The 22,996-nt window shown below is 63.4% G+C and carries 22 protein-coding genes; 14 read left to right on the top strand and 8 right to left on the bottom strand.

The features are described 5' to 3' along the window. Positions 1-2 precede the first annotated feature (2 nt). From ASG39_RS11120 to folD, 6 genes are all read left to right on the top strand, one after another. On the top strand, positions 3-419 hold the full coding sequence (locus tag ASG39_RS11120; protein ID WP_062595078.1) for a hypothetical protein: 417 nt from the start codon (positions 3-5) through the stop codon (positions 417-419). Between the two features lie 116 nt (positions 420-535). Next, on the top strand, positions 536-1,111 hold the full coding sequence (locus ASG39_RS11115) for a rod-binding protein (RefSeq protein ID WP_062595077.1): 576 nt from the start codon (positions 536-538) through the stop codon (positions 1,109-1,111). Positions 1,112-1,316: 205 nt separating this feature from the next. Continuing rightward, on the top strand, positions 1,317-1,685 hold the full coding sequence (locus ASG39_RS11110; protein ID WP_062595076.1) for a hypothetical protein: 369 nt from the start codon (positions 1,317-1,319) through the stop codon (positions 1,683-1,685). Next, positions 1,685-2,251, top strand: a complete 567-nt coding sequence (locus ASG39_RS11105; protein ID WP_062595075.1) for a hypothetical protein — start codon at positions 1,685-1,687, stop codon at positions 2,249-2,251. The genes ASG39_RS11110 and ASG39_RS11105 overlap by 1 nt, the downstream gene beginning before the upstream one ends. A 263-nt stretch (positions 2,252-2,514) precedes the next feature. Further along, positions 2,515-3,324 (top strand): WecB/TagA/CpsF family glycosyltransferase, encoded by an 810-nt coding sequence (locus tag ASG39_RS11100; protein WP_062595074.1) that lies wholly within the window; start codon positions 2,515-2,517, stop codon positions 3,322-3,324. A 178-nt stretch (positions 3,325-3,502) separates the two neighbouring features. Further along, positions 3,503-4,402: a bifunctional methylenetetrahydrofolate dehydrogenase/methenyltetrahydrofolate cyclohydrolase FolD gene (gene folD, locus ASG39_RS11095; RefSeq protein ID WP_062595553.1), complete on the top strand. Its 900-nt coding sequence runs from the start codon at positions 3,503-3,505 to the stop codon at positions 4,400-4,402. A gap of 57 nt (positions 4,403-4,459) precedes the next feature. On the opposite strand, the gene ASG39_RS11090 is transcribed toward folD, so the two are convergent. Next, positions 4,460-5,491 carry a substrate-binding domain-containing protein gene (locus tag ASG39_RS11090; protein ID WP_062595073.1) on the bottom strand — a complete coding sequence of 344 codons (1,032 nt, stop codon included), beginning with the start codon at positions 5,489-5,491 and terminating at the stop codon, positions 4,460-4,462. A gap of 271 nt (positions 5,492-5,762) precedes the next feature. On the opposite strand from ASG39_RS11090, the gene ASG39_RS11085 reads away from it, so the two are divergent. The 6 genes from ASG39_RS11085 to ASG39_RS11060 all read left to right on the top strand — a co-directional run bounded on the left by ASG39_RS11085 (position 5,763) and on the right by ASG39_RS11060 (position 13,294). Continuing rightward, complete coding sequence (locus tag ASG39_RS11085; RefSeq protein WP_062595552.1) at positions 5,763-7,121, top strand: ABC transporter substrate-binding protein; 1,359 nt, start codon at positions 5,763-5,765, stop codon at positions 7,119-7,121. A 196-nt stretch (positions 7,122-7,317) separates the two neighbouring features. Beyond that, on the top strand, positions 7,318-8,328 hold the full coding sequence (locus ASG39_RS11080) for a sugar ABC transporter permease (protein WP_062595072.1): 1,011 nt from the start codon (positions 7,318-7,320) through the stop codon (positions 8,326-8,328). A 1-nt stretch (position 8,329) separates the two neighbouring features. Continuing rightward, positions 8,330-9,475, top strand: coding sequence for a carbohydrate ABC transporter permease (locus tag ASG39_RS11075; protein WP_062595071.1), 1,146 nt, complete (start codon positions 8,330-8,332; stop codon positions 9,473-9,475). Positions 9,476-9,587: 112 nt separating this feature from the next. After that, complete coding sequence (locus ASG39_RS11070; RefSeq protein WP_062595070.1) at positions 9,588-11,264, top strand: alpha-glucosidase; 1,677 nt, start codon at positions 9,588-9,590, stop codon at positions 11,262-11,264. 32 nt (positions 11,265-11,296) lie between these two features. Continuing rightward, on the top strand, positions 11,297-12,385 hold the full coding sequence (gene ugpC, locus ASG39_RS11065) for a sn-glycerol-3-phosphate ABC transporter ATP-binding protein UgpC (protein WP_062595069.1): 1,089 nt from the start codon (positions 11,297-11,299) through the stop codon (positions 12,383-12,385). 90 nt (positions 12,386-12,475) lie between these two features. After that, complete coding sequence (locus ASG39_RS11060) at positions 12,476-13,294, top strand: alpha/beta hydrolase (protein ID WP_062595068.1); 819 nt, start codon at positions 12,476-12,478, stop codon at positions 13,292-13,294. Positions 13,295-13,329: 35 nt separating this feature from the next. Here the strand turns inward: ASG39_RS11060 and ASG39_RS11055 are convergent, their stop codons facing one another. From ASG39_RS11055 to ASG39_RS11025, 7 genes are all read right to left on the bottom strand, one after another. Continuing rightward, complete coding sequence (locus ASG39_RS11055) at positions 13,330-13,611, bottom strand: XRE family transcriptional regulator (protein WP_062595067.1); 282 nt, start codon at positions 13,609-13,611, stop codon at positions 13,330-13,332. Beyond that, positions 13,608-13,937: a type II toxin-antitoxin system RelE/ParE family toxin gene (locus ASG39_RS11050; RefSeq protein ID WP_200943886.1), complete on the bottom strand. Its 330-nt coding sequence runs from the start codon at positions 13,935-13,937 to the stop codon at positions 13,608-13,610. Before ASG39_RS11050 ends, ASG39_RS11055 begins: the two co-directional genes overlap by 4 nt. A 50-nt stretch (positions 13,938-13,987) precedes the next feature. Next, positions 13,988-15,808 carry a phosphogluconate dehydratase gene (edd, locus tag ASG39_RS11045; protein ID WP_062595065.1) on the bottom strand — a complete coding sequence of 607 codons (1,821 nt, stop codon included), beginning with the start codon at positions 15,806-15,808 and terminating at the stop codon, positions 13,988-13,990. Positions 15,809-15,934: 126 nt separating this feature from the next. Further along, on the bottom strand, positions 15,935-16,633 hold the full coding sequence (pgl, locus tag ASG39_RS11040; protein ID WP_062595064.1) for a 6-phosphogluconolactonase: 699 nt from the start codon (positions 16,631-16,633) through the stop codon (positions 15,935-15,937). A 3-nt stretch (positions 16,634-16,636) separates the two neighbouring features. Further along, positions 16,637-18,112, bottom strand: a complete 1,476-nt coding sequence (gene zwf / locus ASG39_RS11035; protein WP_062595063.1) for a glucose-6-phosphate dehydrogenase — start codon at positions 18,110-18,112, stop codon at positions 16,637-16,639. Between the two features lie 91 nt (positions 18,113-18,203). Continuing rightward, positions 18,204-19,502, bottom strand: coding sequence for an FAD-binding oxidoreductase (locus ASG39_RS11030; RefSeq protein ID WP_062595062.1), 1,299 nt, complete (start codon positions 19,500-19,502; stop codon positions 18,204-18,206). Between the two features lie 8 nt (positions 19,503-19,510). Then, the gene (locus ASG39_RS11025; protein ID WP_062595061.1) at positions 19,511-20,947 is read right to left on the bottom strand and encodes a glutamine synthetase family protein; all 1,437 of its coding nucleotides are present in this window, start codon (positions 20,945-20,947) and stop codon (positions 19,511-19,513) included. A 135-nt stretch (positions 20,948-21,082) separates the two neighbouring features. On the opposite strand from ASG39_RS11025, the gene ASG39_RS11020 reads away from it, so the two are divergent. Further along, the gene (locus ASG39_RS11020) at positions 21,083-22,267 is read left to right on the top strand and encodes an NAD(P)/FAD-dependent oxidoreductase (protein WP_062595060.1); all 1,185 of its coding nucleotides are present in this window, start codon (positions 21,083-21,085) and stop codon (positions 22,265-22,267) included. Positions 22,268-22,661: 394 nt separating this feature from the next. Continuing rightward, entirely contained in the window at positions 22,662-22,814 is a 153-nt protein-coding gene (locus tag ASG39_RS11015) for a hypothetical protein (protein WP_156468129.1), read from the top strand. The last annotated feature ends 182 nt before the right edge of the window (positions 22,815-22,996 follow it).

Below are 22,996 nucleotides of genomic sequence, written 5' to 3'. Positions count from 1 at the left end.
CCATGGCCGGAAACCGTTCCGACAAGCTGAAGCGCCTCGTCGCCGTCCAGCGTCATCTCGAGCAGATGGCGGAAAACGAGCTTTCCGAAACCGCGCGGCAGCGCCGGGAGCTTGCGACCACGATCGACGTCGTGGCGGATGCCATGGGCTCGGCCAAGCCTCTTCACGCGATGTTTTCGGGTCATTACGCCTCGCAGCTCGGACGGCTCGCCCAGAAGGACCAGATGCTCGAAGGCATCCAGCAGGTGCACGAGGCGCGCGTGCTGAAGGAGCGGGCCAAGGGCGACCGGCTGGCCGAGCACATGAAGGATGCCCGCGCGCTCGAAGAGCGGGCCGCCGCGGACGATGCGATCTATGATCTTATCGACCAGCACGTCATGCAGGGCGCGCCAGCTTCCGGTAAGCTTGACCACTCATAGTGGCCGTATCGACTGGACGCGGCTTTCATCGCTCCGTTCACCCAAATACGGATTTTCATTGCAGATTTCGCGCCCATGTCAGGGATTGCGGACGGCATGACGAAGGAAGCAACCGGATGGCCATTTCTCCTCCGACCGATCTGGTGATGGATGTCCTGCGGGCGGCCGATCCGACGCAGGTCAAGGAAGCGCAGGCGCGTCTGCAGTCCAACCGGGCCGCCTTCCGCGCCTCGAGCCTTGCGGAAACGGGCAACGGCTTTTCCAACACGGTTGCCATTCTCAACCAGAACCAGGGCGGCTCCGGCCTCGGGGATATCAACAATCGCGCCGAGCCGAAAAAGGTGCCGGAAACCTACCGCAAGTTCGAGGCCATGGTGCTGCAGAACTTCGTCAAGTCGATGATGCCGAGCAACAGCGAGGACGTCTATGGCAAGGGTACGGCCGGCGACATCTGGAAGAGCATGATGGCCGAGCAGATCGGCAACGTCATGGCAAAGGGCAACGGCGTCGGCATTGCCGCCAGCATGGTTGCCGATGGTGCCGGCGGCACGAGCATGACCAATCGCGTCAGCGCTCAACTCGACGGCAACAGCGCCAACATGGCCCAGAGCATGGTGCAGGAATATCAGCGCAAGGCGCTGGAAGGCTTCCGGGCAGGCGACGCTCTGTCGGCCACGGACAGCAAGGACTGAATGGACGCCCGGCCCTGAAGGGGCGGGCGCTAAAATTCGGCGACCGGCATCATCGGATGTTCGGGCGCCGGCAGAGGTTCATGTTCCGCACGCGACGGCAGGGGGCTGGCCCCCAGGCGGTGAGACGCGCGGACAATCAGGAATGCAGGCGGCAGGGTGAGCGGCGATGTTCACGCGAGCGCCATGCCAAGACGGGAGACGTTCTATGGAAATTCATGCTTCGGGCGACGTGCGGATCCGCAATATTCTGGGTCGGCTCGAGATGATTCTCGACAATGAGAACGCCCGCATCGGCGTCGATCCGACCTTCGACCTCAAGGCCTCCAACCTGCGCAAGAGCCGGTGCCTCTACGAGCTGACCATGCTCAACCGCAAGGAGACGCCGGCCGACGCGACGCCGTCCTACGTGTCGCAGGCAAAGCATATCCGCAACAAGCTCGCGACCAATTCCGAAAAGGTCGAGGCGCATCTCGACGCGTGCCGTTCCGTGGTCGAGCTTCTGAAGACCGCTGCGCAGGATGCGGATGCCGATGGCATCTACTCCGAAGAGCAGTTCCGTTACGGCGCGATGTAATGATCAAGCTTCTCCTCGTCGGCGTCTGGGTCGCAGGCATCACGCTCGGATCGGTCTATGCCTCGATGCGCTACACATCCGCACCGGTGGAATCCAGTGAGGAGCAGGCGCGGCTGGCCGTGCAGGAATATCTTCCCGGCGAGATGATCACGGTTCCCGTCCTGCGCGATGGCGGCGTTCAGGGGTACTTCCTGACGAAGCTCTCGTTTGCCGTCGACAAGACGAAGGTGAAGACGTTGCAGGTTCCCTTCAAGGAAACCGTCACCAATGCGCTGTTCGACATTCTCGTCGGCAAGCAGCTGATCAATGTCGAGGACAGCAAGTCCTTCGATCTTGCGAACTTCAAGTCCGCCGTGAAGGCGGGCCTGAACGAGCAGATGAAGAATGAGGTCGTCTTCGAGGTTCTGGTCGAGCAGCTCGAATATCTCTCCAAGGCGGACGTCGCGCGTGTCGCCAACCCCGACACCCGTAAGCAGCCCGAGCCCGTCGCCCTCGTCGATCGCAACGGCAACACCGCGCACGACGTCATTCCCGGCGCCAAGGAGAAGATCGCCGCAGGTCACTGAATCCCGTTTCTTTCGCTTAATGTTCGTAAGCAAAGTCTTAACGCGCGAAAACGCTTTTGATTGAATGGTTTAAACGCGATTTCAGACCGCTTTGCTAGTGTGCCGTCATTGATCTGAGGATCGTGACCGCACTTGCACCGGGGAATGTTCGTATTCGCTGGCCACGTCGATATCGCGCAAAGCGATGTCACGAAGGCCGTGAAAGACGAATGAGGGACGATGCTGTGTGCGTGCGTGATGCTCCTTGATGGAGGATTGCCTGCATGAAGTATTTTCCGCCTGTCTCGCTGCAGCCGTCCCATCGCGATATCCTCGACCTTGCGGTCTGCGATTTCGGATGGGAGGAAGCCTTCACCTTCGTGGACGAAGTCGCTTCGCTGCCGATCGGGCAGACGATCATTTCCTTCCTGAATGCCAACAATGCGAACTACATGATGACGGATCCGGATTATCGTTCGATCCTCGACCGGCACGTCGTCCTGCCGGACGGCCATGGCATCGACATCGCCTCCAAGATCTTTCACGGCAAGCCGTTCCCCGCCAATCTGAACGGCACCGATTTCGTGCCGGCGATGCTCACCTACATGCGCACGCCGCGACGGGTGGCCATGATCGGCGCGCGATCCGACGTCCTGCAGCGGGCGGCCGAGAATTTTGCCAGGCACACGCCCTGGCACACCTTCCTTCCGGTCTCGGATGGCTATTTCGATGTATCGGAATCGGACGCCGTGATGGCGAGGGTGCGCGAGGCGAAGCCGGACATCCTGCTGATCGCCATGGGCACGCCGCGCCAGGAAAAATGGATCGACCGCTATGTCGGCCCGGGGCACGCCCGGCTGGTGCTGGGCGTCGGCGCCCTGTTCGATTTCGTCGCTGGCGAGGTGCCGCGCGCGCCCGAATCGATCCGCCGCATGCGCCTTGAATGGCTCTACCGCATGACGATCGAGCCGCACCGCCTGTGGAAGCGTTACGTCATCGGCATTCCGCTCTTCCTGCGCTATGTTCTCTGGCGCAAGTTTGCCGGCCCGCAGACGGCGCGGTCCCAGCCGGTGCATCGGCTGACATCGCATTAGGGCGCGTCCCGGCCCTGCGCGTTGCACCGAAAACGGTGCACCGGGGAGCGATCTTCCGGCGCAGCCGGCATGTCGGCCTTGAAATCCCCGCGAAGAACAGCTTAGGACGCATTGAGGCGATCTGCCGGCGTCCCCGCCCTGTATGTCCCTCAGCTTGAACCAGATGCGCGAGGGCCCGATGAGCACCGTTATTGATGGAAAGACTGTAGCCGCGTCCGTTCTCGAGCGGGTCAAGACATCGGCGCGCGCGCTGGAAGAGCGCCAGGGCGTCAAGACGGGTCTGGCCGTCGTCATCGTCGGCAACGACCCGGCCAGCCACACCTATGTCTCGTCCAAGAGCCGCATGGCCAAGGAATGCGGATTTCTCTCGGTGCAGCACACGCTGCCGGAGGAAACGACCCAGGAAGACCTCGCCGCCATCGTCGATCGCCTCAATGCCGATCCGTCGATCCACGGCATTCTCGTGCAACTGCCGCTGCCCGAACATTTCGATGCCGATGCCATCATCCAGTCGATCAAGCCGGAGAAGGACGTGGATGGCCTCAACGTCGTCAATGCCGGCAAGCTCGCGACGGGCGACCTGAACGGCGGTCTCGTTTCCTGCACGCCGGCCGGCGCCATGGTTTTCGTTCGTCAGACGCACGGCGCCGATCTCTCGGGCCTGAATGCGGTCGTCATCGGGCGCTCGAACCTGTTCGGCAAGCCGATGGCGGCGCTGCTGCTGGCCGCCAACGCCACCGTCACGGTCGCGCATTCGCGCACCCGCGACCTGCCCGCCGTCTGCCGCAACGCGGATATTCTGGTCGCCGCCGTCGGTCGGCCGGAAATGGTGAAAGCCGCGTGGGTCAAGCCGGGCGCGACCGTCATCGACGTCGGCATCAACCGCATCGCGGCACCGGAACGCGGGGAGGGCAAGACCCGCCTCGTCGGCGACGTGGCCTTTGCCGAATGCAAGGATGTCGCCGCGACCATCACCCCGGTTCCCGGCGGCGTCGGGCCGATGACCATCGCCATGCTGATGGCCAACACCGTCATCGCCGCCCACCGCACGGCCGGCGTGGAAGCCCCGTCGTTCTAACAATGACGTTCTAGCAATATCGACAGGAACTCGCCCGAGGCACAAAACGAGACGATCTCAGCGCCGCGGTGCCGGCTTGGTCGAGTCGCGCAGGATCAGCTCCGCCTGCCAGATCTCGCGTTCCAGCGCGTCCTCCGGATTGAGCACATGGGTGATCAAGCGCTCGGCGACCCGTGCGCCCGCCGCCCGAAGCGACGATTGCGTCGTCGTCAGCGGCACGTTGAAATGCTCGGGTTTGAGCAGCGGCAGCACGTCGTCATGCGCAATCAATGAGACGTCGTCGCCGACCTTCAGCCCGGCGCGGTTCAGCGCCCGGACGACGCCAAGCGCCATGACCGTGCTCGAGCAGAGAATGGCGGTCGGCGGCCGAGCATCGGCCAGGAAGCCGGTCGTCGCCCGAAACCCGTATTCGTCCGTCATGAAGTCATGGGCGATCAGCACGTCGCGCGTCTCCAGCCCGGCCTCTTTCAGCGCAGCCAGCATGCCGGCCTTCCGGCGCATGGCGAAGGTCAGGTGCTCCTGCCCGTTGATGAGCGCGATGCGGCGATGCCCGAGCGAGATCAGCAATTGCGTCGCCTCATAGAAGGCGCCCTCGTTGTCGATGTCGAGAAAGGGGTAGTCCTCGGTCTGGCCGATGGCCCGGCCGTGCACGAGATAGGGGATCGGCAGCGACCGCAGCATGTCGATCCGCGGATCGTCCCGGCGGACGGAGGCGATGAACAGCGCATCGACATTGCCGCTGGCGGCCAGTCGGCGAAAGGTCGTCTCTTCCTCCTCCGGCGCGCTCGGGTTGATGACGAAATGAAAATCATGGCGAACCGAGGCCTCGCCCAGACCCGTCAGGAAGGCGCTGAAATGCACGTCCGCGTCGATATCGGGAGCAACCGTCATGACCAGCCCGATCGAGGCGGCGCGGCCCGTCGCAAGCCTCTGGGCCGCCCGGTTCGGCCGGTAGCCGGTGTCGCGGACCGCCTGCAGCACGCGCTCGCGTGTTTCCGCGTTCACTTCGGGATAGCCGTTCAGCGCCCGGCTGACCGTCGTCTGCGAAAGCCCCAGCATTTCGGCAAGCTGCTTGAGATTGACGACCATCCTCCAAACTCCTGCCAAAGCGCTTTGATCTCCTCCTCAAAGCGGTGTGATTGCTCAGTATCACCAAAGACTTGTCCGTGCAAAAGAGTTTCCCCATGCGGCATTGCAAACCTGTGCTGCACTGCGAGTTAACAACTTGCGATGGACGGTGACGCAAATTCTCTTGACTTGCAGCCTCGACCAATGATTTCCTACGCTTCTCAAAGCGCTTTGAAAGCGGGTGTCGATGGAGGATGCCGGCAGAGTGCAGCGGATTTTCGGGAGGAATCACGTGAAGACCAAATTGATCCTGGGCGCAGCCGCGCTTGCTCTGATTGCAGGAACGGCCTCGGCCGCGGAACTGAAGTTCAAGCCGGGCGAAGACGCCAAGTTCAACTGGAAGAGCTATGAGGACTTCAAGTCCGGGCACGACCTCAAGGGTCAGTCGCTGACCATCTTCGGCCCCTGGCGCGGCGAAGACCAGGTACTGTTCGAAAGCGTGCTCGACTATTTCCGCGACGTCACCGGCGCCGACGTGAAATACTCGTCGTCTGAGAACTACGAACAGCAGATCGTCATCGACACGCAGGCAGGCTCGCCGCCGGACGTGGCGATCCTGCCCCAGCCGGGCCTGATCGCCGATCTCGCCTCGAAGGGCTATCTGTCGCCCTTGAGCGAAGGCACCGACAAGTGGCTGCTCGACAATTACGCTGCCGGCCAGTCCTGGGTGGATCTCTCCACCTATGCCGGCAAGGATGGCCAGAAGGCGCTCTATGCCTTCCCCTACAAGATCGACGTCAAGTCGCTCGTCTGGTACGTGCCCGAAAACTTCGAGGATGCGGGCTATGAAGTGCCCAAGACCATGGAAGAGCTGAAGGCGCTCACCGACAAGATCGTCGCCGATGGAGGCACGCCCTGGTGCATCGGCCTCGGTTCGGGCGGCGCGACCGGCTGGCCGGCGACCGACTGGGTCGAGGACATGATGCTGCGCACGCAGCCGGCCGACACCTATGACAAGTGGGTCACCAACGCCATTCCGTTCACCGATCCCGCCGTCGTCGGTGCGATCGACGAATTCGGCTTCTTTGCCAAGAACCCGAAATATGTCGATGGCGGCACGCAGGCCGTCTCGTCCACCGACTTCCGCGACAGCCCGAAGGGTCTCTTCGCCTCTCCGCCGAAGTGCTACCTGCACCACCAGGCCTCCTTCATCCCGTCTTTCTTCCCGGAGGGCACGAAGGTCGGCGAAGACGCGGACTTCTTCTACATGCCGCCTTATGCCAGCAAGCCGGATCTCGGCAACCCGGTTCTCGGTGCCGGCACGCTCGCCATGATCACCAAGGACACGCCGGCATCGCGCGCCTTCCTCGACTTCCTGAAGACGCCGATCGCACACGAGGTCTGGATGGCCCAGTCGAGCTTCCTCACCCCCTACAAGGGTGTGAACCTCGACACCTATGCCAATGCGCCGATGAAGAAGCAGGGTGACATTCTCCTCAACGCGACCACCTTCCGCTTCGACGGCTCCGACCTGATGCCCGGCAAGATCGGCGCCGGCGCCTTCTGGACCGGTATGATCGACTATGTCGGCGGCAAGCCGGCAGCCGACGTGGCGGCCGACATCCAGAAGTCCTGGGACAGCATCAAGTAAACACCGTTTCGCAACGTCGCGCGCCGCCCGTCATCATGGCAGGCGGCGCGCACGGGTTGGATCTTGTGGGTGGAAGCCTGTCGGCCGCGACGCGGCTCCTGCATAAATCCTTGAATCGGAATCGATTTCAGGATGAAATTATGCAGCCGGTATAGAGCGTTACAGCGAACCTGAGGGCGCTGTAAAAGGGGGGAACATGCAGCAATTGTTGATGGCCGTCGTAACGATGGTGGCCGGCGTTCTCGCCTGCGCCGCTTACTTCTACGGAACGAACTTCCTCCTCGACCTCATCTTCCCGTCGAAGGGTCGATCCGGCGCCAAGGCATCGCGCAACCTGCGGATCAGCAACGCCATCCGCCCCTGGCTCTTCCTGTTTCCCGCACTCTTCGCCATGACGATCTACCTGATCTATCCGGTCATCGAATCCGTCTGGCTCTCGTTCCATGACCGTGCCGGGCAGAATTTCGTCGGCGGCGCCAATTATGCCTGGATGATCAATGACGGCGAATTCCGCCAGTCGATCTTCAACAATTTCCTCTGGCTGCTGGTCGTCCCGGCGCTCGCCACCTTCTTCGGCCTGATCATCGCCGCACTGACCGATCGCATCTGGTGGGGCAATATCGCCAAGACTCTGATCTTCATGCCGATGGCGATCTCCTTCGTCGGTGCATCCGTCATCTGGAAGTTCATCTACGACTATCGTGCCGCGGGCACCGAGCAGATCGGCCTTCTCAACGCGATCGTCACGGCATTCGGCTTCGAGCCGCAGGCCTGGGTGACCATTCCGCTCTGGAACAACTTCTTTCTGATGGCGATCCTCGTCTGGATCCAGACCGGCTTTGCGATGGTCATCCTGTCGGCGGCGCTGCGCGGGATCCCTGAGGAAACCGTGGAGGCGGCGGTGATCGACGGCGCCAACGGCTTCCAGATCTTCTTCAAGATCATGATCCCGCAGATCTGGGGCACCATTGCCGTCGTCTGGACCACCATCACCATTCTCGTTCTCAAGGTGTTCGATATCGTCCTCGCCATGACCAACGGGCAGTGGCAGACGCAGGTTCTGGCCAATCTCATGTTCGACTGGATGTTCCGGGGCGGCGGCGACTTCGGCCGTGGCGCGGCGATTGCCGTCGTCATCATGCTCCTCGTCGTGCCGATCATGATCTGGAACATCCGCAATGCCGCCAAAGAGATGAAGGGACACTGAGATGATCGCATCGAAACGCTCCCCGCTCGTTCTTCTCGTCCATCTCTCCGTCCTGCTGCTGGTCGTCCTCTGGACGATCCCGACGGCCGGCCTCCTCATCTCGTCGCTGCGCGACAAGGATCAGCTGGCCGTGTCCGGCTGGTGGACGGCGCTGTCCACCTCCAGCCAGAACCTGACGGTGCGCGCGCCCGGCCCCGAAACGCAGCAGCAGCGCGACGGCAAGTTCGTCATTTCAGGCAACGTGCTCGAAAATGCCGGCGCCAAGGTCTCCGCCTTCGGCTTCCGCACCCAGGAGCCCGCGGCCTTCGCGCCCGGTCAGACCGCGACGCTGAACGATGGCGAGCGCCTGACGGTGCAGGAAGACGGCACGTTCGAGATCGTTTCCGACGTCGCCATGGAAGGCTCGCGCGGCCAGCGTATCTTCGTGCAGGCCGCCGTTCCCTCGCGCTTCACCTTCGACAATTACCGGGAAGTCCTGAATGCGGAAGGCATCGGCGCGTCTTTCATCAACTCGCTCACCGTCTCCATTCCCTCGACCATCATCCCGATCTTGGTTGCGGCCTTTGCGGCCTATGCGCTCGCCTGGATGCCGTTTCCCGGACGCACCGTGCTCATCGCCATCGTCGTCGGCCTGCTGGTCGTGCCGCTGCAGATGTCGCTCATCCCGCTCCTGAAGCTCTATAACGGCGTCGGTGCGTTCCTCGGCGTGCCCGCCAAGACCTATGTCGGCATCTGGCTGGCACATATGGGCTTCGGCCTGCCGCTCGCCATCTATCTGCTGCGCAACTACATGGCCGGCCTGCCGCGCGAGATCATGGAATCCGCCCGGGTCGACGGCGCGAGCGATTTCGATATCTTCGTCAAGATCATCCTGCCGCTGTCCTTCCCGGCGCTCGCCTCCTTCGCCATCTTCCAGTTCCTCTGGACCTGGAACGACCTTCTCGTCGCCATGGTCTTCCTCGGCACCGGCAATAACGAGCTCGTGCTCACCGGCCGCCTCGTCAACCTGCTCGGCTCGCGCGGCGGCAATTGGGAGATCCTGACGGCCTCGGCCTTCATCACCATCATCATTCCGCTGATCGTGTTCTTCAGCCTGCAGCGCTATCTCGTGCGCGGTCTGCTGGCCGGATCCGTCAAAGGCGGCTGATGGCCGGACGGACGGCCGAACCCCGTCCTCCCAAACCCACGCGTCTTCCCGAACCCATCCGTCCCCGAACGACCCGTCCCCGAACTCCCGGTCCAAGGACTTGCCCCTTCCCATGAGCCTGCCCCTTTCCAAGAGCCAGACCGAACAGACGTCCACATTGCCGGCCGCCGATCGCGACTGGTGGCGTGGCGCGGTGATCTACCAGATCTATCCGCGCTCCTATCAGGACAGCAACGACGACGGCATCGGCGACCTCAAGGGCATCACGCGCCGGCTTCCCTATATCGCTTCGCTGAATGTCGATGCCATCTGGATCTCGCCCTTCTTCACCTCGCCGATGAAGGATTTCGGCTACGACGTCTCCAACTACAACGGCGTCGATCCGATCTTCGGCCTGCTGTCGGATTTCGACGACCTGATCGCCGAGGCGCATCGCCTGGGGATCCGGGTCATGATCGACCTGGTGCTGTCCCACACCTCCGATCAGCATCCCTGGTTTGCCGAAAGCCGCTCCAGCCGCTTCAACCCGAAGGCGGACTGGTATGTCTGGTCGGACTCCAAGCCCGACGGCACGCCGCCCAACAACTGGATGTCGATCTTCGGCGGCTCCGCCTGGGCCTGGGATCCGACGCGCCTGCAATATTACATGCACAACTTCCTGACCTCGCAGCCGGACCTGAACCTGCACAATCCCGAGGTTCAGGACGCGCTGATCGCCGTCGAGCGCTTCTGGCTGGAGCGCGGTGTCGATGGCTTCCGGCTGGACACGATCAACTTCTACTTCCACGACCCGCAACTGCGCGACAATCCGGCGCTGGCGCCGGAGCGGCGCAACGCCAACACGGCCCCGGCGGTCAACCCCTACAATTATCAGGAACATATCTACGACAAGAACCGACCGGAAAACATTGCCTTCCTTCAGCGGTTTCGCGCCGTCATGGACGAGTACCCGGCGATCGCCGCGGTGGGCGAAGTCGGCGACAGCCAGATCGGTCTCGAAATCGCCGGCGAGTACACGTCGGGCGGTGACAAGATGCATATGTGCTACGCCTTCGAATTCCTGGCGCCCGATCCCCTGACCCCGGCCCGCGTCGCCGAAGTGCAGCATGCCTTCGAGCGGGCGGCACCCGAAGGCTGGGCCTGCTGGGCGTTCTCCAACCATGACGTCGTGCGCCATATCTCCCGCTGGGGGCAGGGCGTCGCGGATCACGATGCGCACGCGAAATTTCTGGCCAGCATGCTGATGTCGCTGCGCGGCTCGCTCTGCATCTACCAGGGCGAGGAACTGGCGCTGACCGAGGCGGACCTCGCCTTCGAGGACCTGCAGGACCCCTATGGCATCCAGTTCTGGCCCGACTTCAAGGGCCGCGACGGCTGCCGCACGCCGATGGTCTGGGAGGCCGAGGCGCTGAATGGCGGCTTCGGCGACGGCCGCCCCTGGCTGCCGGTGCCACCCGAGCATCTGCCCCGCGCCGTCTCGGTGCAGGAGCAGGACATGCGCTCCGTCCTTCATCACTATCGCCGCTTCCTCGCCTTCCGCCGTCAATACACGGCGCTGTCGAAGGGCGAGATCGCCTTCAAGGCCTATGCCGCGCCGGTCCTTGGCTTCGAACGCAGCCATGGCAACGAAACGCTGCTCTGCCTCTTCAACATGAGCGGCGAAACGGCTTCGGTCGAACGGCCGGCCGAGCGCCTCGAGGTTCTCGCCGGTCACGGCTTTGCCTCGGAACTGGGCGACAACAGCATTACACTGCCCGCCTGGAGCGGATTTTTCGCGCGGATCGTCTGACGATCATCATTCGAGTGAACGGGGAGGGACCCATGTCCGGACTGGAACTACGCAAGATCCGCAAATCCTATGGTGCCGTCGATGTCATCCACGGCATCGATCTCACGATCGAGAAGGGCGAGTTCATCGTCTTCGTCGGCCCGTCCGGCTGCGGAAAATCGACGCTGCTGCGCATGATCGCCGGGCTCGAGGAGATCACCGGCGGCGAGATGTTCATCGAGGGGGAGAAGGTCAACGACACCCCGCCGTCGAAACGCGGCATCGCCATGGTGTTTCAGTCCTATGCGCTCTACCCGCATATGACGGTCTACGACAACATGGCCTTCGGCATGCGCATCGCCAAGGAAAGCAAGGAGGAGATCGATCGCCGCGTGCGCGCCGCGGCCGACATCCTGCAGCTCACCCAATATCTCGACCGCCTGCCGAAGGCCCTTTCGGGTGGCCAGCGCCAGCGCGTCGCCATCGGCCGCGCCATCTGCCGCGACCCCAAGGTCTTCCTGTTCGACGAACCTTTGTCGAACCTCGATGCGGCCCTGCGCGTCGCCACCCGCATCGAGATCGCCCGCCTGAACGAGCAGATGGCCGACACGACCATGATCTACGTCACCCACGACCAGGTGGAGGCGATGACGCTCGCTGACCGGATCGTCGTTCTCTCCGGCGGCCATATCGAGCAGGTCGGTCCGCCGCTCGAACTCTACGAGCGCCCCGCCAACCTCTTCGTCGCCCAGTTCATCGGCTCGCCCGCCATGAACATCATCCCCGCCAAGATCGTCGCCACCGGCGTCCAGACGACGGTCGAACTCGTCGGCGGCAAGCGCGACATCCTCGACATCCCGACGCCCGAGACAGAAATGGGGCGACAGGCAAGTTTTGGCGTCCGCCCGGAAGATCTCCAGATCACCACCGGCGACAGCTTCCTCTTCGAAGGCACCGTCTCCATCGTCGAGGCGCTCGGCGAAGTCACCCTCCTCTACATCGAAGGCCTCGTTCCCGACGAACCCATCATCGCCAAACTCGCCGGCATCCAGCCGATCAAACGCGGCGACCGCGTCCGCTTCACCGCCGACCGCGCAAAGCTGCATCTGTTCGACGGGGAGGGGAAGACGTATCGGCGGTAAGTCGCCGCGACATCGGACCTCCAGCGCGTCTCCCGGAACCAAACCCTGTCTCCCGGAATTGGGTGAGGCGAGACAGAAAAGGAGTTCCGCATGGCGTATATCGACGCAAAAGACGGCACGAAACTACATGTCAAGGATATGGGGCAGGGCCGTCCCGTCGTCTTGATCCATGGCTGGCCCCTGACCGGCGATATGTTCGAGTATCAGACCGTGGCGTTGCTGGAAGCGGGCTATCGCGTGATCACCTACGACCGCCGCGGCTTCGGCCAGTCGGGCCACCCGGCGACCGGCTATACCTACGATACCTTCGCCGACGATCTGGCGAGCGTCATCGAGGGCCTGGACCTCCGTGATGTTTCGCTCGTCGGCTTCTCCATGGGCGGTGGCGAAATCGCGCGCTATCTCTCCCGTCACGGCGCGTCGCGCATTTCCAAGGCCGTGCTCGTCGCCTCCGTCGCCCCCTATCTCTTGAAGGACGAGAGCAACCCGGATGGCGTCGACGGCAGCGTGTTCGAGGACATGAAGAAACAGATCCGCGAGGATCGCTTCGCCTTCCTGCAGAGCTTCGCGAAGACGTTCTACGGCGTCGGCCTGGTCAGCCGCCCGGTCAGCCAGGGCGTGCTCGACTGGTCCTTCGTGCTCGGCGTCATGGCAAGCCCCAAGGCGACGATCGATTGCGTGACGGCCTTCGGCACGACCGACTTCCGCCCCGACCTCGCAGCCTTCACCATCCCCACGCTCGTCGTTCACGGAACGGCCGACAAGACGGTTCCCATCGACCCCTCAGGTCGTGCTGCTGCCAAGGGCATCGCCGGGGCAAAACTGATCGAGTACGACAGCGAGCCCCACGGCCTGTTCGCCACCGTTCCGGACCGGCTGAACAAGGATCTGCTGGAGTTTCTGGCCTAAACGAAAAGAGCGCGCGTCGGTATGTCGGCGCGCTCTCACGCTGCGTCTCGAACCAAAAGGTCGACGTGCAGCCCGGCGCGTGCGAGCAGCGTCACGAGTGCGTCGATTGAAAACAAAGTGATTTTTCCCTGCAAAAGCTCGGAGATACGCGTTCGGGGAACGGCCAGTCGGTCTGCAGCCTCGGCCTCGGTCCAGCCTTCGGAACGGATATGTTGCTCAAGAGCGCTCATCAGTTTCGATCGAAGCTTCAGATTTTCCGCTTCGGCGGGCTGGTCCTCGATGGCATCCCAGACGCTGGCGAATGTTTCGTTCATCATGGGTCGAGTTCCCTGAACAGATCGCGATAGCGCTGCGTCGCCATGTCCAGATCCGTTTTGCCTGTTTGCTGCGTCTTTTTCTGAAAACAATGTCGCACGTAAACCGCATCCGAAAACCGGGCGACAATGATCACACGGAAAGCGCCGGATTCGTCCCGGACTCTGATTTCCTGTGCGCCCTTGCCGATGGACGGCATCGGTTTCCAGTCAGAAGGCTGTTGTGCGTTCTGCACTTTCTCGAGTTGGTAGCCGACCACACGCCGGACTGTATCGGGGAAGGCCCGCAGATCTCGGAGACTGTTGCCGCAGAACGTGAGAACCTTCATTCCTGAAATATACAAGGCCTGCATATTTTAGGAAGTTGCATCAGGGAAACCTAATGGAAAAACACGCTCGCCCCGTGGTCCGCGGCACCCGTCAACGCCCGGAACGGTGCGAACAACTCGCGGCCCATACCGAATTCATTGCCGTCCAGATCGGCTTCGGCCGGCGGACGGGCGGCCAACTCCACGTCGGAGACGAGCACATTGATCTCCCCCGTCGTCGCATCCAGGCGAATGATGTCGCCTTCGCGGATCTTGGAGATCGGGCCGCCGTCCTTGGCTTCGGGCGTCATGTGGATGGCGGACGGCACCTTGCCGGAGGCGCCGGACATGCGGCCGTCGGTGATGAGCGCCACCATCTGGCCCCGGTCCTGCAGGATGCCGAGCACCGTCGTCAATTTGTGGAGTTCCGGCATGCCGTTCGCCTTCGGGCCCTGGAACCGGACCACGGCAACGAAATTGCCTTCGAGCTTGCCTTCCTTGAAAGCGTCGTTGAGGCTGGCCTGATCGTGGAAGATCTTGGCCGGGGCCTCGATGATGTGGCGCTCCGGCTTGACGGCCGAAATCTTGATGACGGCCTTGCCGAGATTGCCGGTAAGCATCTTGAGCCCACCCGTCGCCTGGAAGGGCTTGTCGATGGTGGCCAGCACCTTCGGGTCGTGGCTGACCTCGGGTGCGCGCTCGCGGGCGACCGTGCCCTTCTCGCCGAGCTTGACGTCGATCGCATAGGCCTGAAGCCCGTGGCCGAAGACGGTGCGGACATCCTCGTGGATCATGCCGGTCTTCAGCAGCTGGCCGATGAGATAGCCGATGCCGCCGGCCGCGTGAAAATGGTTCACGTCGGCAAGGCCGTTCGGGTAGACGCGGGCGAGCAGCGGAATGATGTCCGAAAGCTCGGAAATATCCTGCCATGTCAGCTGGATGCCGGCCGCGCGGGCCATGGCGACGAGGTGCATCGTGTGGTTGGTCGAGCCGCCGGTCGCGTGCAGGCCGATGACGCCGTTGACGATCGAGCGTTCGTCGATCATCTCGCCGGCCGGGGTGAACTCGTTGCCGAGCGCGGTGATCGCCAGTGCCCGCTTCGTCGCCTCGCGCGTCAGCGCGTCGCGCAGCGGCGTGCCGGGGTTGACGAAGGACGCGCCGGGCATGTGGAAGCCCATGATCTCCATGACCATCTGGTTGGAGTTGGCCGTGCCGTAGAAGGTGCAGGTGCCAGGGCCGTGATAGGATTTGGACTCCGCTTCGAGCAGCTCGTCGCGGCCGATCTTGCCTTCGGCATAGAGCTGGCGCACGCGGGCCTTTTCGTCGTTCGGCAGGCCTGTGGTCATGGGACCGGCGGGAACGAACACGGCCGGCAGGTGACCGAATGTCATGGCGGCGATCATCAGGCCGGGCACGATCTTGTCGCAGACGCCGAGATAGACCGTGCTGTCGAACATGTTGTGCGACAGGCCGATGCCGGCGGCCATGGCGATGAGGTCGCGCGAAAACAGCGACAGCTCCATGCCGGGCTGGCCCTGCGTCACGCCATCGCACATGGCGGGCACGCCGCCGGCGACCTGCGCGATCCCGCCGGCTTCCGCCGCCGCTTCCCGGATCATCGCCGGATAGGTTTCGAACGGCTGATGCGCCGAGAGCATATCGTTGTAGGAGGTGATGATCCCGAGATTGGGCACGGTGTCTCCCGACAGCGCCACCTTCTCGGAGGGGGAACAGACCGCAAAGCCATGGGCGAGGTTGCCGCAGCCGAGCACGGAACGATGCACGCCCTTGGCGGCGGCGTTGCGCACGCGGTGCAGATACAGGTCGCGCGAGGGCTTGGAGCGCTCGACGATGCGGGCGGTGATGGCTGCGATGCGGGGATCGACGGTCATGGCCTATCCTTCCGGGGCCCTCCGGGCCCCTGTCTCAGATGTGGATCATCGGTATCGGCGCTGGTCTAAGCGCCGGTTGTGTCAGGTTTCGCGCCACAGGCCGGTGACCGGAACGGCGCACCTCATTTACGAGGCCCAGTAGATCTCGACCGGCGAGGCGGCGCGGCGCAGGATGGCGCGCACCGGCATGTCCGTCTCCGGCCCGCCGCCTTGCGCCGTTTCCAGCACCGTCTTCTTGGCGTCGCCCTCGATATGCAGCACCAGAAGCCGCGCATCCGCAAGGCTCGTAAAGGTATAGGTCAGCCGCGGCTCGCCGGCGCCGTCCGCCTGCATGGTCATCACGCCGCGCGGCGTCTGCGGGTCGAGCGCTTCAGCAAGGCGCGATCCGCCGGGAAAGAACGAGGCCGTGTGCCCGTCGCCGCCCATGCCCAGCACCACGACGTCGAAGGGGCGGCCGATCCGGGCCGTCTCCTTGGTTGCGGTGGCAGCGGCTTCCTCGGCCGTGGCCGTGGGGTAGTAGAGCGGTTGGAAGGCGGCAGCGACGGCAGCACCCGTGAGCAGATTGTCGCGCACCAGCTTCTCGTTGGAGCGGTCGCTCTCCGGCGGCACGAACCGCTCGTCCACCAGCGTCACCGTCACCTTGCTCCAGTCGAGCGCGGCGTTGGACAGCGCCTTGAAGAACGCCTTGGGCGTCGAGCCGCCGGAAACGGCGATGGAAGCGGACCCCGTCGCGGCGATGCTGGTGGCAAGGGCGTCGGCAACGGCCGCCGCCAGCTTTTCGGCAAGGATGGCCGGTGTCTCGAACGTGTGGAGCTGGACCGTCATGGCTCAGACCACTTCGTGCCAGGTGCGGCCGTCCCGCTCGATGAGCGCGATGGCCTGGCTCGGGCCCCAGGTGCCGGCCGTGTAGGATTGCGGCTTCTGGCCCACTTCGTCCCAGGCCTTGAGGATCGGATCGACCCAGCGCCATGCGGCTTCCACCTCGTCGCGGCGCATGAACAGGGTCTGGTTGTTGCGGATCACGTCGAGCAGCAGGCGCTCATAGGCATCGGCGCTGCGCGCCTTGAACGATTCGGCAAAGGTCATGTCCAGCGACACGTTGCGCAGGCGCATGCCGCCCGGGCCCGGATCCTTGATCATCAGCGACTGCTTGACGCCCTCGTCCGGCTGCAGGCGGATGATCAGCTGGTTGGCCTCCACGCGCCCGGCCGCCTCGTCGAAGATCGAATGCGGGATCGGCTTGAAGGAAATGACGATTTCCGACATGCGGGTGGCCATGCGCTTGCCGGTGCGGATGTAGAACGGCACGCCCGCCCAGCGCCAGTTGTTGATCTCGGCCTTGATGCCGACGAAGGTCTCGGTGTTCGACACGCCGCCTTCGAGCTCTTCGAGATAGCCCTTGACCGGCCCTCCGGCCGATGCCCCGGCCTTGTACTGGCCGCGCACGGTCATCTTCTCGACATTGGCGGCGGTGATCGGCTTCAGCGCCCGCAGCACCTTGAGCTTTTCGTCGCGCACAGCCTCCGCGTTCATCGACGGCGGAACTTCCATGGCGACGAGGCAGAGCAGCTGGAGGATGTGGTTCTGCACCATATCGCGCAGCGCACCGGCCGTGTCGTAATAGCCGGCCCGGCTTTCGAGCCCGACGGCTTCCGCCACCGTGATCTGGATATGGTCGATATAGGACGCGTTCCACAGCGGTTCGTACAGCGTGTTGGCAAAGCGTAGCGCCATCAGGTTCTGCACGGTTTCCTTGCCGAGATAATGGTCGATGCGGAAGATCTGCTCTTCCTTGAACACCTTGCCGATCGTGTCGTTCAGCTCCAGCGCAGAGGCGAGGTCGCGACCGATCGGCTTTTCCACCACGATGCGGGTGGTCCTGGTGATCAGCTTGTGGTCGCGGATCTTTTCGGAAATGGCGCCGAAGATGCCGGGGGCGACGGCGAGATAGAAGGCGCGCACGCGCTCCTTGGCCTCGTCCAGGAGCGCCTTGAGCTTGTCCCAGCCCTGGTCGGTCTTGGCGTCCACGGAAATGTAGAACAGGCGGTCGGTGAAGGTCTTGACCTGCGCCTCGTCGTATTCGCCGGCCTTCAGATGTTCCTTGAGCGCATCGCGGCCGAACTGGCGGTATTCCTCATGCGTCATCGCGGTGCGCGAGGCACCGATGATGCGGGTCGGGTCGGTCAGCTGGCCATCGAGCTGGCGGTGATAGAGGGCTGGAAGGAGCTTCCGCTCGGCAAGATCGCCGGTGCCGCCGAAGACGACGTAGTCAAAGGGTTCGACGGGAATGATCTGGCTGCTCATGGGATATCGATCTCTCTCAGGTCGGGCGTTTTATAATCTAATCGATTTAAAGGCGCTAGTGCTGCGTTGCAAAAAATGCGCCGGGGGAGGGTCAGAGCTTGTCGCGGAGAGCATACCAAGTGAGCGCCAGGAACAAAAGCGGCGATCGAAACCGGCGCCCGCCGGGGAAGGCGGGGATGCGCAGCGCCTTCAACAGGTCGAGATCCGAACCGCGTCCGAGGACGAGATCGGCATAGAGCTTGCCGCAATGGTTGGACAGCATGACGCCGTGGCCGGAAAACCCGCCAATGGTGGTGACGCCGGGCATGACCTCGCGCACGAAGGGCTGTCGCGGCAGGGTGATGCCGACCGATCCGCCCCAGGCATGCGTCATCTCGACGTCGGCAAGGTCCGGATAGATCTCGGCGATCTGCCGCCGGATATGCGTGGATATGTCGCGCGGATTGTCCGCCGTATAGGCCTCGCGACCGCCGAAGAGCAGCCGCCCGTCCCGCGACCGGCGAAAGTAGCGCACCACGAAGCGGCTGTCGGCAACGGACTCGCCACCCGGAAGGACAGGAGAGGTCTCCCTGAGCGGCGCCGTCGCGCCGATGAAGGAGCGGATCGGCATGACATGCGAGGCGGTCACCGGCTCGAGACTGCCGATATGGGCATTGCAGGCGATGAGGGCCCGATCGGCGCGGATGGTGCCGCGCGCGGTCTCCACCAACACCTTGCCCTGGGAGATCCGGATATCCGTCGCATTGGTGTTCTCGAACAGCTGCGCACCGGCCGCCTGTGCGGCGCGGGCAAGCCCCACCAGCAGCTTCATCGGCTGGATATGGCCGGTGCCGGTGTCGCGGATGCCGAGCACGTAGTGCCGGGACCCGAGCCGTTCCGCCGTCTCCGCTGCATTCATCACCTGCATGTGCGGATAGTCGTAATCGCGGGCCATGCTGTCGACATAGGCCCGATAGTCCGTCTCGGACGATGCCTTGTGCGTCACCGAGAGGTGGCCCGGTCGGTACTCCATATCGATATCGTGACGCGCGGCAAAATCGAGGAGGCCGCGCTTGGCATTCTCCGCCATGTCGAAGAGGGCCTTCGCCCGCTCCCGGCCGTATTGCTTTTCGAGTTCGTCCACCTCGGCGCGCTGCCCGGTGCCGAACTGGCCACCATTGCGCCCCGATGCCCCGTCTCCGAAGCGGCAGGCGTCGATCAGCACGACCCGCACGCCGCCGGCGGCAAGGTTATAGGCCGCCTGCAGGCCGGTGAAGCCGCCGCCGATCACGGCGACATCCGCGATCATGTCGCCGTCGAGCGTTGGATAGGCAGGTCGCTCGCCGACGGCATCTTCGTACCACGAGATCCCGGGCGAGATCGGGCTCTGCCACTTTTCCGGAGAGGTCATGTCCCGGCTCACACGTTGAGAAGCAGATATTCCCGCTCCCAGGGGCTGATCACCTGCATGAACGTCTCGAACTCGCCGCGCTTCACGCCGGCATAGATGGCGATGAACTCGGCCGAGAACACGTCATGGAAGGCGGGTTCCGCTTCCAGTGCCGCGACCGCTTCCAGAAGACCGCGCGGAAGCTCGATCGCCTTGGTGTTGACGCTGTCGTCGGCCGGTGCCGTCGGCTCCAGGCCCTGTGTCAGGCCGAGATAGCCGCAGCCGAGCGAGGCCGCGAGGGCGAGATAGGGGTTGGCATCCGAACTCGGCAACCGGTTTTCCACCCGCCGCGCGGCCGGCTCGGAATCCGGCACACGAAAGGCCGTCGTCCGGTTGTCGTAGCCCCAGGCATTGTTGACCGGTGCCGACATGTCGGGCGTCAGCCGGCGATAGGAGTTGACGTAGGGCGCCATCATCGACAGCGCCTTCGGAATGTAGGTCTGCATGCCTCCGATGAAGTGGAAGAACTCCTTGGAGGCCGTGCCGTCCGCATTCGAAAACAGGTTGCGGCCGGTGTTCACCTCGACGATCGACTGGTGAATGTGCATGGCCGAGCCCGCCTGGCTCTGCATCGGCTTCGCCATGAAGGTCGCGTAGATCCCGTGCTTCAGCGCGGCTTCGCGGATCGTGCGCTTGAACAGAAACACCTGGTCGGCCAGCTCGATCGGGTCGCCGTGCCGCAGGTTGATCTCGAGCTGCGCCGGTCCCTCTTCGTGGATCAGCGTATCGATCTCCAGGCCCTGCTTTTCGGAGAAGTGATAGATGTCGTCGATCAGTTCGTCGAACTCGTTGACGCCGGCGATCGAATAGGCCTGTCCCCCCTGGATCGAGCGGCCGGAGCGGCCTTTCGGCGGATGCAGCGGATAGTCGGGATCGTCGTTCTTGGCGACGAGGTAGAACTCGATCTCGGGTGCGACCACCGGCTTCCAGCCTTTCAGCCGGTAAAGCTCCAACACGTGTTTCAGCACGTTGCGCGGCGTATAGGGCACGTTCTCGCCTTTGGAACCGGCGATGTCGCAGATCACCTGCGCGGTCGGGTCGGTCTCCCAGGGCACGATCGAAAGTGTGGAGAGGTCCGGCACGAGCTTGATGTCGCTGTCGCGGCTGTCATAGCGGAAATCGCCGGTCTCCTCGGGATACTCGCCCGAAATCGTGTGCCGGTAGATGGCGGAGGGCAGAGCGAGCGAGGTGTTGGAGGTGAACTTCGAAGACGGCATCATCTTGCCGCGGGGAACACCGGCGATATCGGGGGTGATGCACTCCACGTCCTCGATGCCGCGAACCTTCAGCCAGTCGGCGGCCTCCTTCCAGGTCTTCACGCCGCGCGGCGCCTGGAGGGCGGATGGGATCTTGTTGCTTTTGCTGGATTTCGTCGTCGTGTTGGCGATGGTTTTCTTCGCAGGCATAAATCACCGGGGTTCTTTCGGATATCTCTATCATAGACGGTGTTTAAGGATTGGCCAGCTTGCACGCGCCGAAATCGCTGGCGACGACGTCGCATTGCCGTTATCCGGACGTGAAAGACGAAAAGGAGACGCGACGTGGCGAAAAGCTTCGACGTGGTGATCATCGGCGCAGGCGCTGCGGGAATGATGTGCGCAGCGGAAGCCGGTCGCCGGGGCCGCAGCGTGCTCGTCCTCGATCATGCCAAAGCGCCGGGCGAAAAGATCCGCATCTCCGGCGGCGGCCGGTGCAACTTTACCAACCTTCACACGGCGCCCGCCCATTTCCTCTCGCAGAACCCGCATTTCGCCAAATCGGCACTCGCCCGCTACACGCCGCGCGATTTTGTCGCTCTGGTCGAGCGGCACGGCATCGCCTGGCATGAAAAGACGCTCGGTCAGCTGTTTTGCGACGACACGGCCCGCGACATCGTCCGCATGCTTCTGGAGGAGATGCGGGCCGTCGGCGCGGTGCTCCGGCTGGAAACCGAGATTACCGGTGTCGAAGCCGCCGCCACCGGCTTTCGCGTCGTCCTTGCCGAGGAGACGATCGACGCCCGTGCGCTCGTCATCGCCACCGGCGGCAAATCGATCCCGAAGATGGGCGCGACCGGTTTTGCCTATCGTGTCGCCGAGCAGTTCGGCCTCGGCCTGGTCGAGACGCGCCCCGGCCTCGTGCCGCTGACGGTGGCCGATGCCGTGAAGGAAAGCCTCGGCGCGCTCGCGGGTCTCGCCGTCGATGTGCGCGCCGCCTGCGGCAAGACGACGTTTGATGAGGCGATGCTCTTCACCCATCGCGGCCTCAGCGGGCCGGCGATCCTGCAGATCTCGTCCTACTGGCGCGAGGGTGATGAAATCCGCTTGGCCTTCGAGCCCACAACGGACCTCGGCGGCGCGATGAAAGCGGCCCGCCACACGCAAGGCCGGCAGGCGGTGCAGACCGTGCTCGGCGAACATCTGCCGAAACGCCTCGCCCAGCATCTCGCTTTGGAGGCCGGACTGCTCGACAAGCCGGTGGCCGACCTCTCCGACAAGACGATCGACCGGCTCGTGGCCCTCGTCTCCGGCTGGTCGCTGAAGCCGGCGGGGTCGGAAGGCTACCGGACGGCGGAGGTGACGCTGGGCGGCGTGGATACCCGCCATCTGGAGTCCCGCACCCTGATGGCGAAAGCCGTTCCCGGTCTTTTCTTCATCGGCGAATGCGTCGATGTCACCGGTTGGCTCGGCGGCTATAACTTTCAATGGGCCTGGGCCTCCGGCTTCTGCTGCGGACAGGCCGTCTGAACGGCATGCATGACGATCACATTTCCGTGATCGTCATTCGGCGATCACGATGACGCGACGACGGTGGGCCAGGACAGGCCGGGTCTGCCGGATATCGGGATGCAGCATTGTCGCGCCCGCCCGGACACGCGCACGCCTCTCTGCTGGCTATCCCCTTGTTTTTATCAGGATAAATCGCTGATGCGATATGGCTCCCACCCGGGAGAATGCGGAATGCCGAAAGCGTGAGGGAGCGTCAGGTCTTGTTAACGAAACGCTCCGACCCTACCTGACGACTGGGAACGGATTGTCCCCGCAGTGGCGCGATTCTCGCATTTTTAACGGGTGCGGCAGAAAGTGTCTGGTGGATCGTCTCAACCGGGTCTATTCTCTTCGGACGGAAGGACATGATATCATGAACCAGCATAGCCGACGCAATGCCCGTGCCATCGCCATCGCAAAGGCCGATGACAGCCGTACACAGCGGATTCTCGCGCTGACCTATACGGCCGCCGCCATTCTGACCGCGGTTGCCATTCTCGGTCTCGCGACGCTCGGCTCGTTCTGAGCCAACACGCAGCGGCGATTTTCCTCTGGGCTGCATCGTGTCTGCAGCCCGATATCGCTCGACGTTCTCAAGTCGTGTCGAGAGCAGTCACGGTCTGCCTCAAGCATACGCGCAATTCTCCGACGACGTGGCCCCTCGCGGGCCTTTTTCTTTGACGTCCATCCGCCTCGCACGTGCAGGGC

The organism is Rhizobium sp. Leaf371 (genome assembly GCF_001424045.1).
Lineage (GTDB): Bacteria > Pseudomonadota > Alphaproteobacteria > Rhizobiales > Rhizobiaceae > Ferranicluibacter.
The sequence above is the reverse complement of the archived record's forward strand: the minus strand, read 5'-3'. Positions and strand labels throughout refer to the sequence as shown.

What these genes read in the sequence shown, in the direction of transcription:
- ASG39_RS11120 (WP_062595078.1), top strand. Translation starts at nt 3, where the DNA reads ATGGCCGGAAACCGTTCCGACAAGCTGAAGCGCCTCGTCGCCGTCCAG.
- ASG39_RS11115 (WP_062595077.1), top strand. Translation starts at nt 536, where the DNA reads ATGGCCATTTCTCCTCCGACCGATCTGGTGATGGATGTCCTGCGGGCG.
- ASG39_RS11110 (WP_062595076.1), top strand. Translation starts at nt 1,317, where the DNA reads ATGGAAATTCATGCTTCGGGCGACGTGCGGATCCGCAATATTCTGGGT.
- ASG39_RS11105 (WP_062595075.1), top strand. Translation starts at nt 1,685, where the DNA reads ATGATCAAGCTTCTCCTCGTCGGCGTCTGGGTCGCAGGCATCACGCTC.
- ASG39_RS11100 (WP_062595074.1), top strand. Translation starts at nt 2,515, where the DNA reads ATGAAGTATTTTCCGCCTGTCTCGCTGCAGCCGTCCCATCGCGATATC.
- folD (WP_062595553.1), top strand. Translation starts at nt 3,503, where the DNA reads ATGAGCACCGTTATTGATGGAAAGACTGTAGCCGCGTCCGTTCTCGAG.
- ASG39_RS11090 (WP_062595073.1), bottom strand. Translation starts at nt 5,491, where the DNA reads ATGGTCGTCAATCTCAAGCAGCTTGCCGAAATGCTGGGGCTTTCGCAG.
- ASG39_RS11080 (WP_062595072.1), top strand. Translation starts at nt 7,318, where the DNA reads ATGCAGCAATTGTTGATGGCCGTCGTAACGATGGTGGCCGGCGTTCTC.
- ASG39_RS11075 (WP_062595071.1), top strand. Translation starts at nt 8,330, where the DNA reads ATGATCGCATCGAAACGCTCCCCGCTCGTTCTTCTCGTCCATCTCTCC.
- ASG39_RS11070 (WP_062595070.1), top strand. Translation starts at nt 9,588, where the DNA reads ATGAGCCTGCCCCTTTCCAAGAGCCAGACCGAACAGACGTCCACATTG.
- ugpC (WP_062595069.1), top strand. Translation starts at nt 11,297, where the DNA reads ATGTCCGGACTGGAACTACGCAAGATCCGCAAATCCTATGGTGCCGTC.
- ASG39_RS11060 (WP_062595068.1), top strand. Translation starts at nt 12,476, where the DNA reads ATGGCGTATATCGACGCAAAAGACGGCACGAAACTACATGTCAAGGAT.
- ASG39_RS11055 (WP_062595067.1), bottom strand. Translation starts at nt 13,611, where the DNA reads ATGATGAACGAAACATTCGCCAGCGTCTGGGATGCCATCGAGGACCAG.
- ASG39_RS11050 (WP_200943886.1), bottom strand. Translation starts at nt 13,937, where the DNA reads ATGAAGGTTCTCACGTTCTGCGGCAACAGTCTCCGAGATCTGCGGGCC.
- edd (WP_062595065.1), bottom strand. Translation starts at nt 15,808, where the DNA reads ATGACCGTCGATCCCCGCATCGCAGCCATCACCGCCCGCATCGTCGAG.
- pgl (WP_062595064.1), bottom strand. Translation starts at nt 16,633, where the DNA reads ATGACGGTCCAGCTCCACACGTTCGAGACACCGGCCATCCTTGCCGAA.
- zwf (WP_062595063.1), bottom strand. Translation starts at nt 18,112, where the DNA reads ATGAGCAGCCAGATCATTCCCGTCGAACCCTTTGACTACGTCGTCTTC.
- ASG39_RS11030 (WP_062595062.1), bottom strand. Translation starts at nt 19,502, where the DNA reads ATGACCTCTCCGGAAAAGTGGCAGAGCCCGATCTCGCCCGGGATCTCG.
- ASG39_RS11025 (WP_062595061.1), bottom strand. Translation starts at nt 20,947, where the DNA reads ATGCCTGCGAAGAAAACCATCGCCAACACGACGACGAAATCCAGCAAA.
- ASG39_RS11015 (WP_156468129.1), top strand. Translation starts at nt 22,662, where the DNA reads ATGAACCAGCATAGCCGACGCAATGCCCGTGCCATCGCCATCGCAAAG.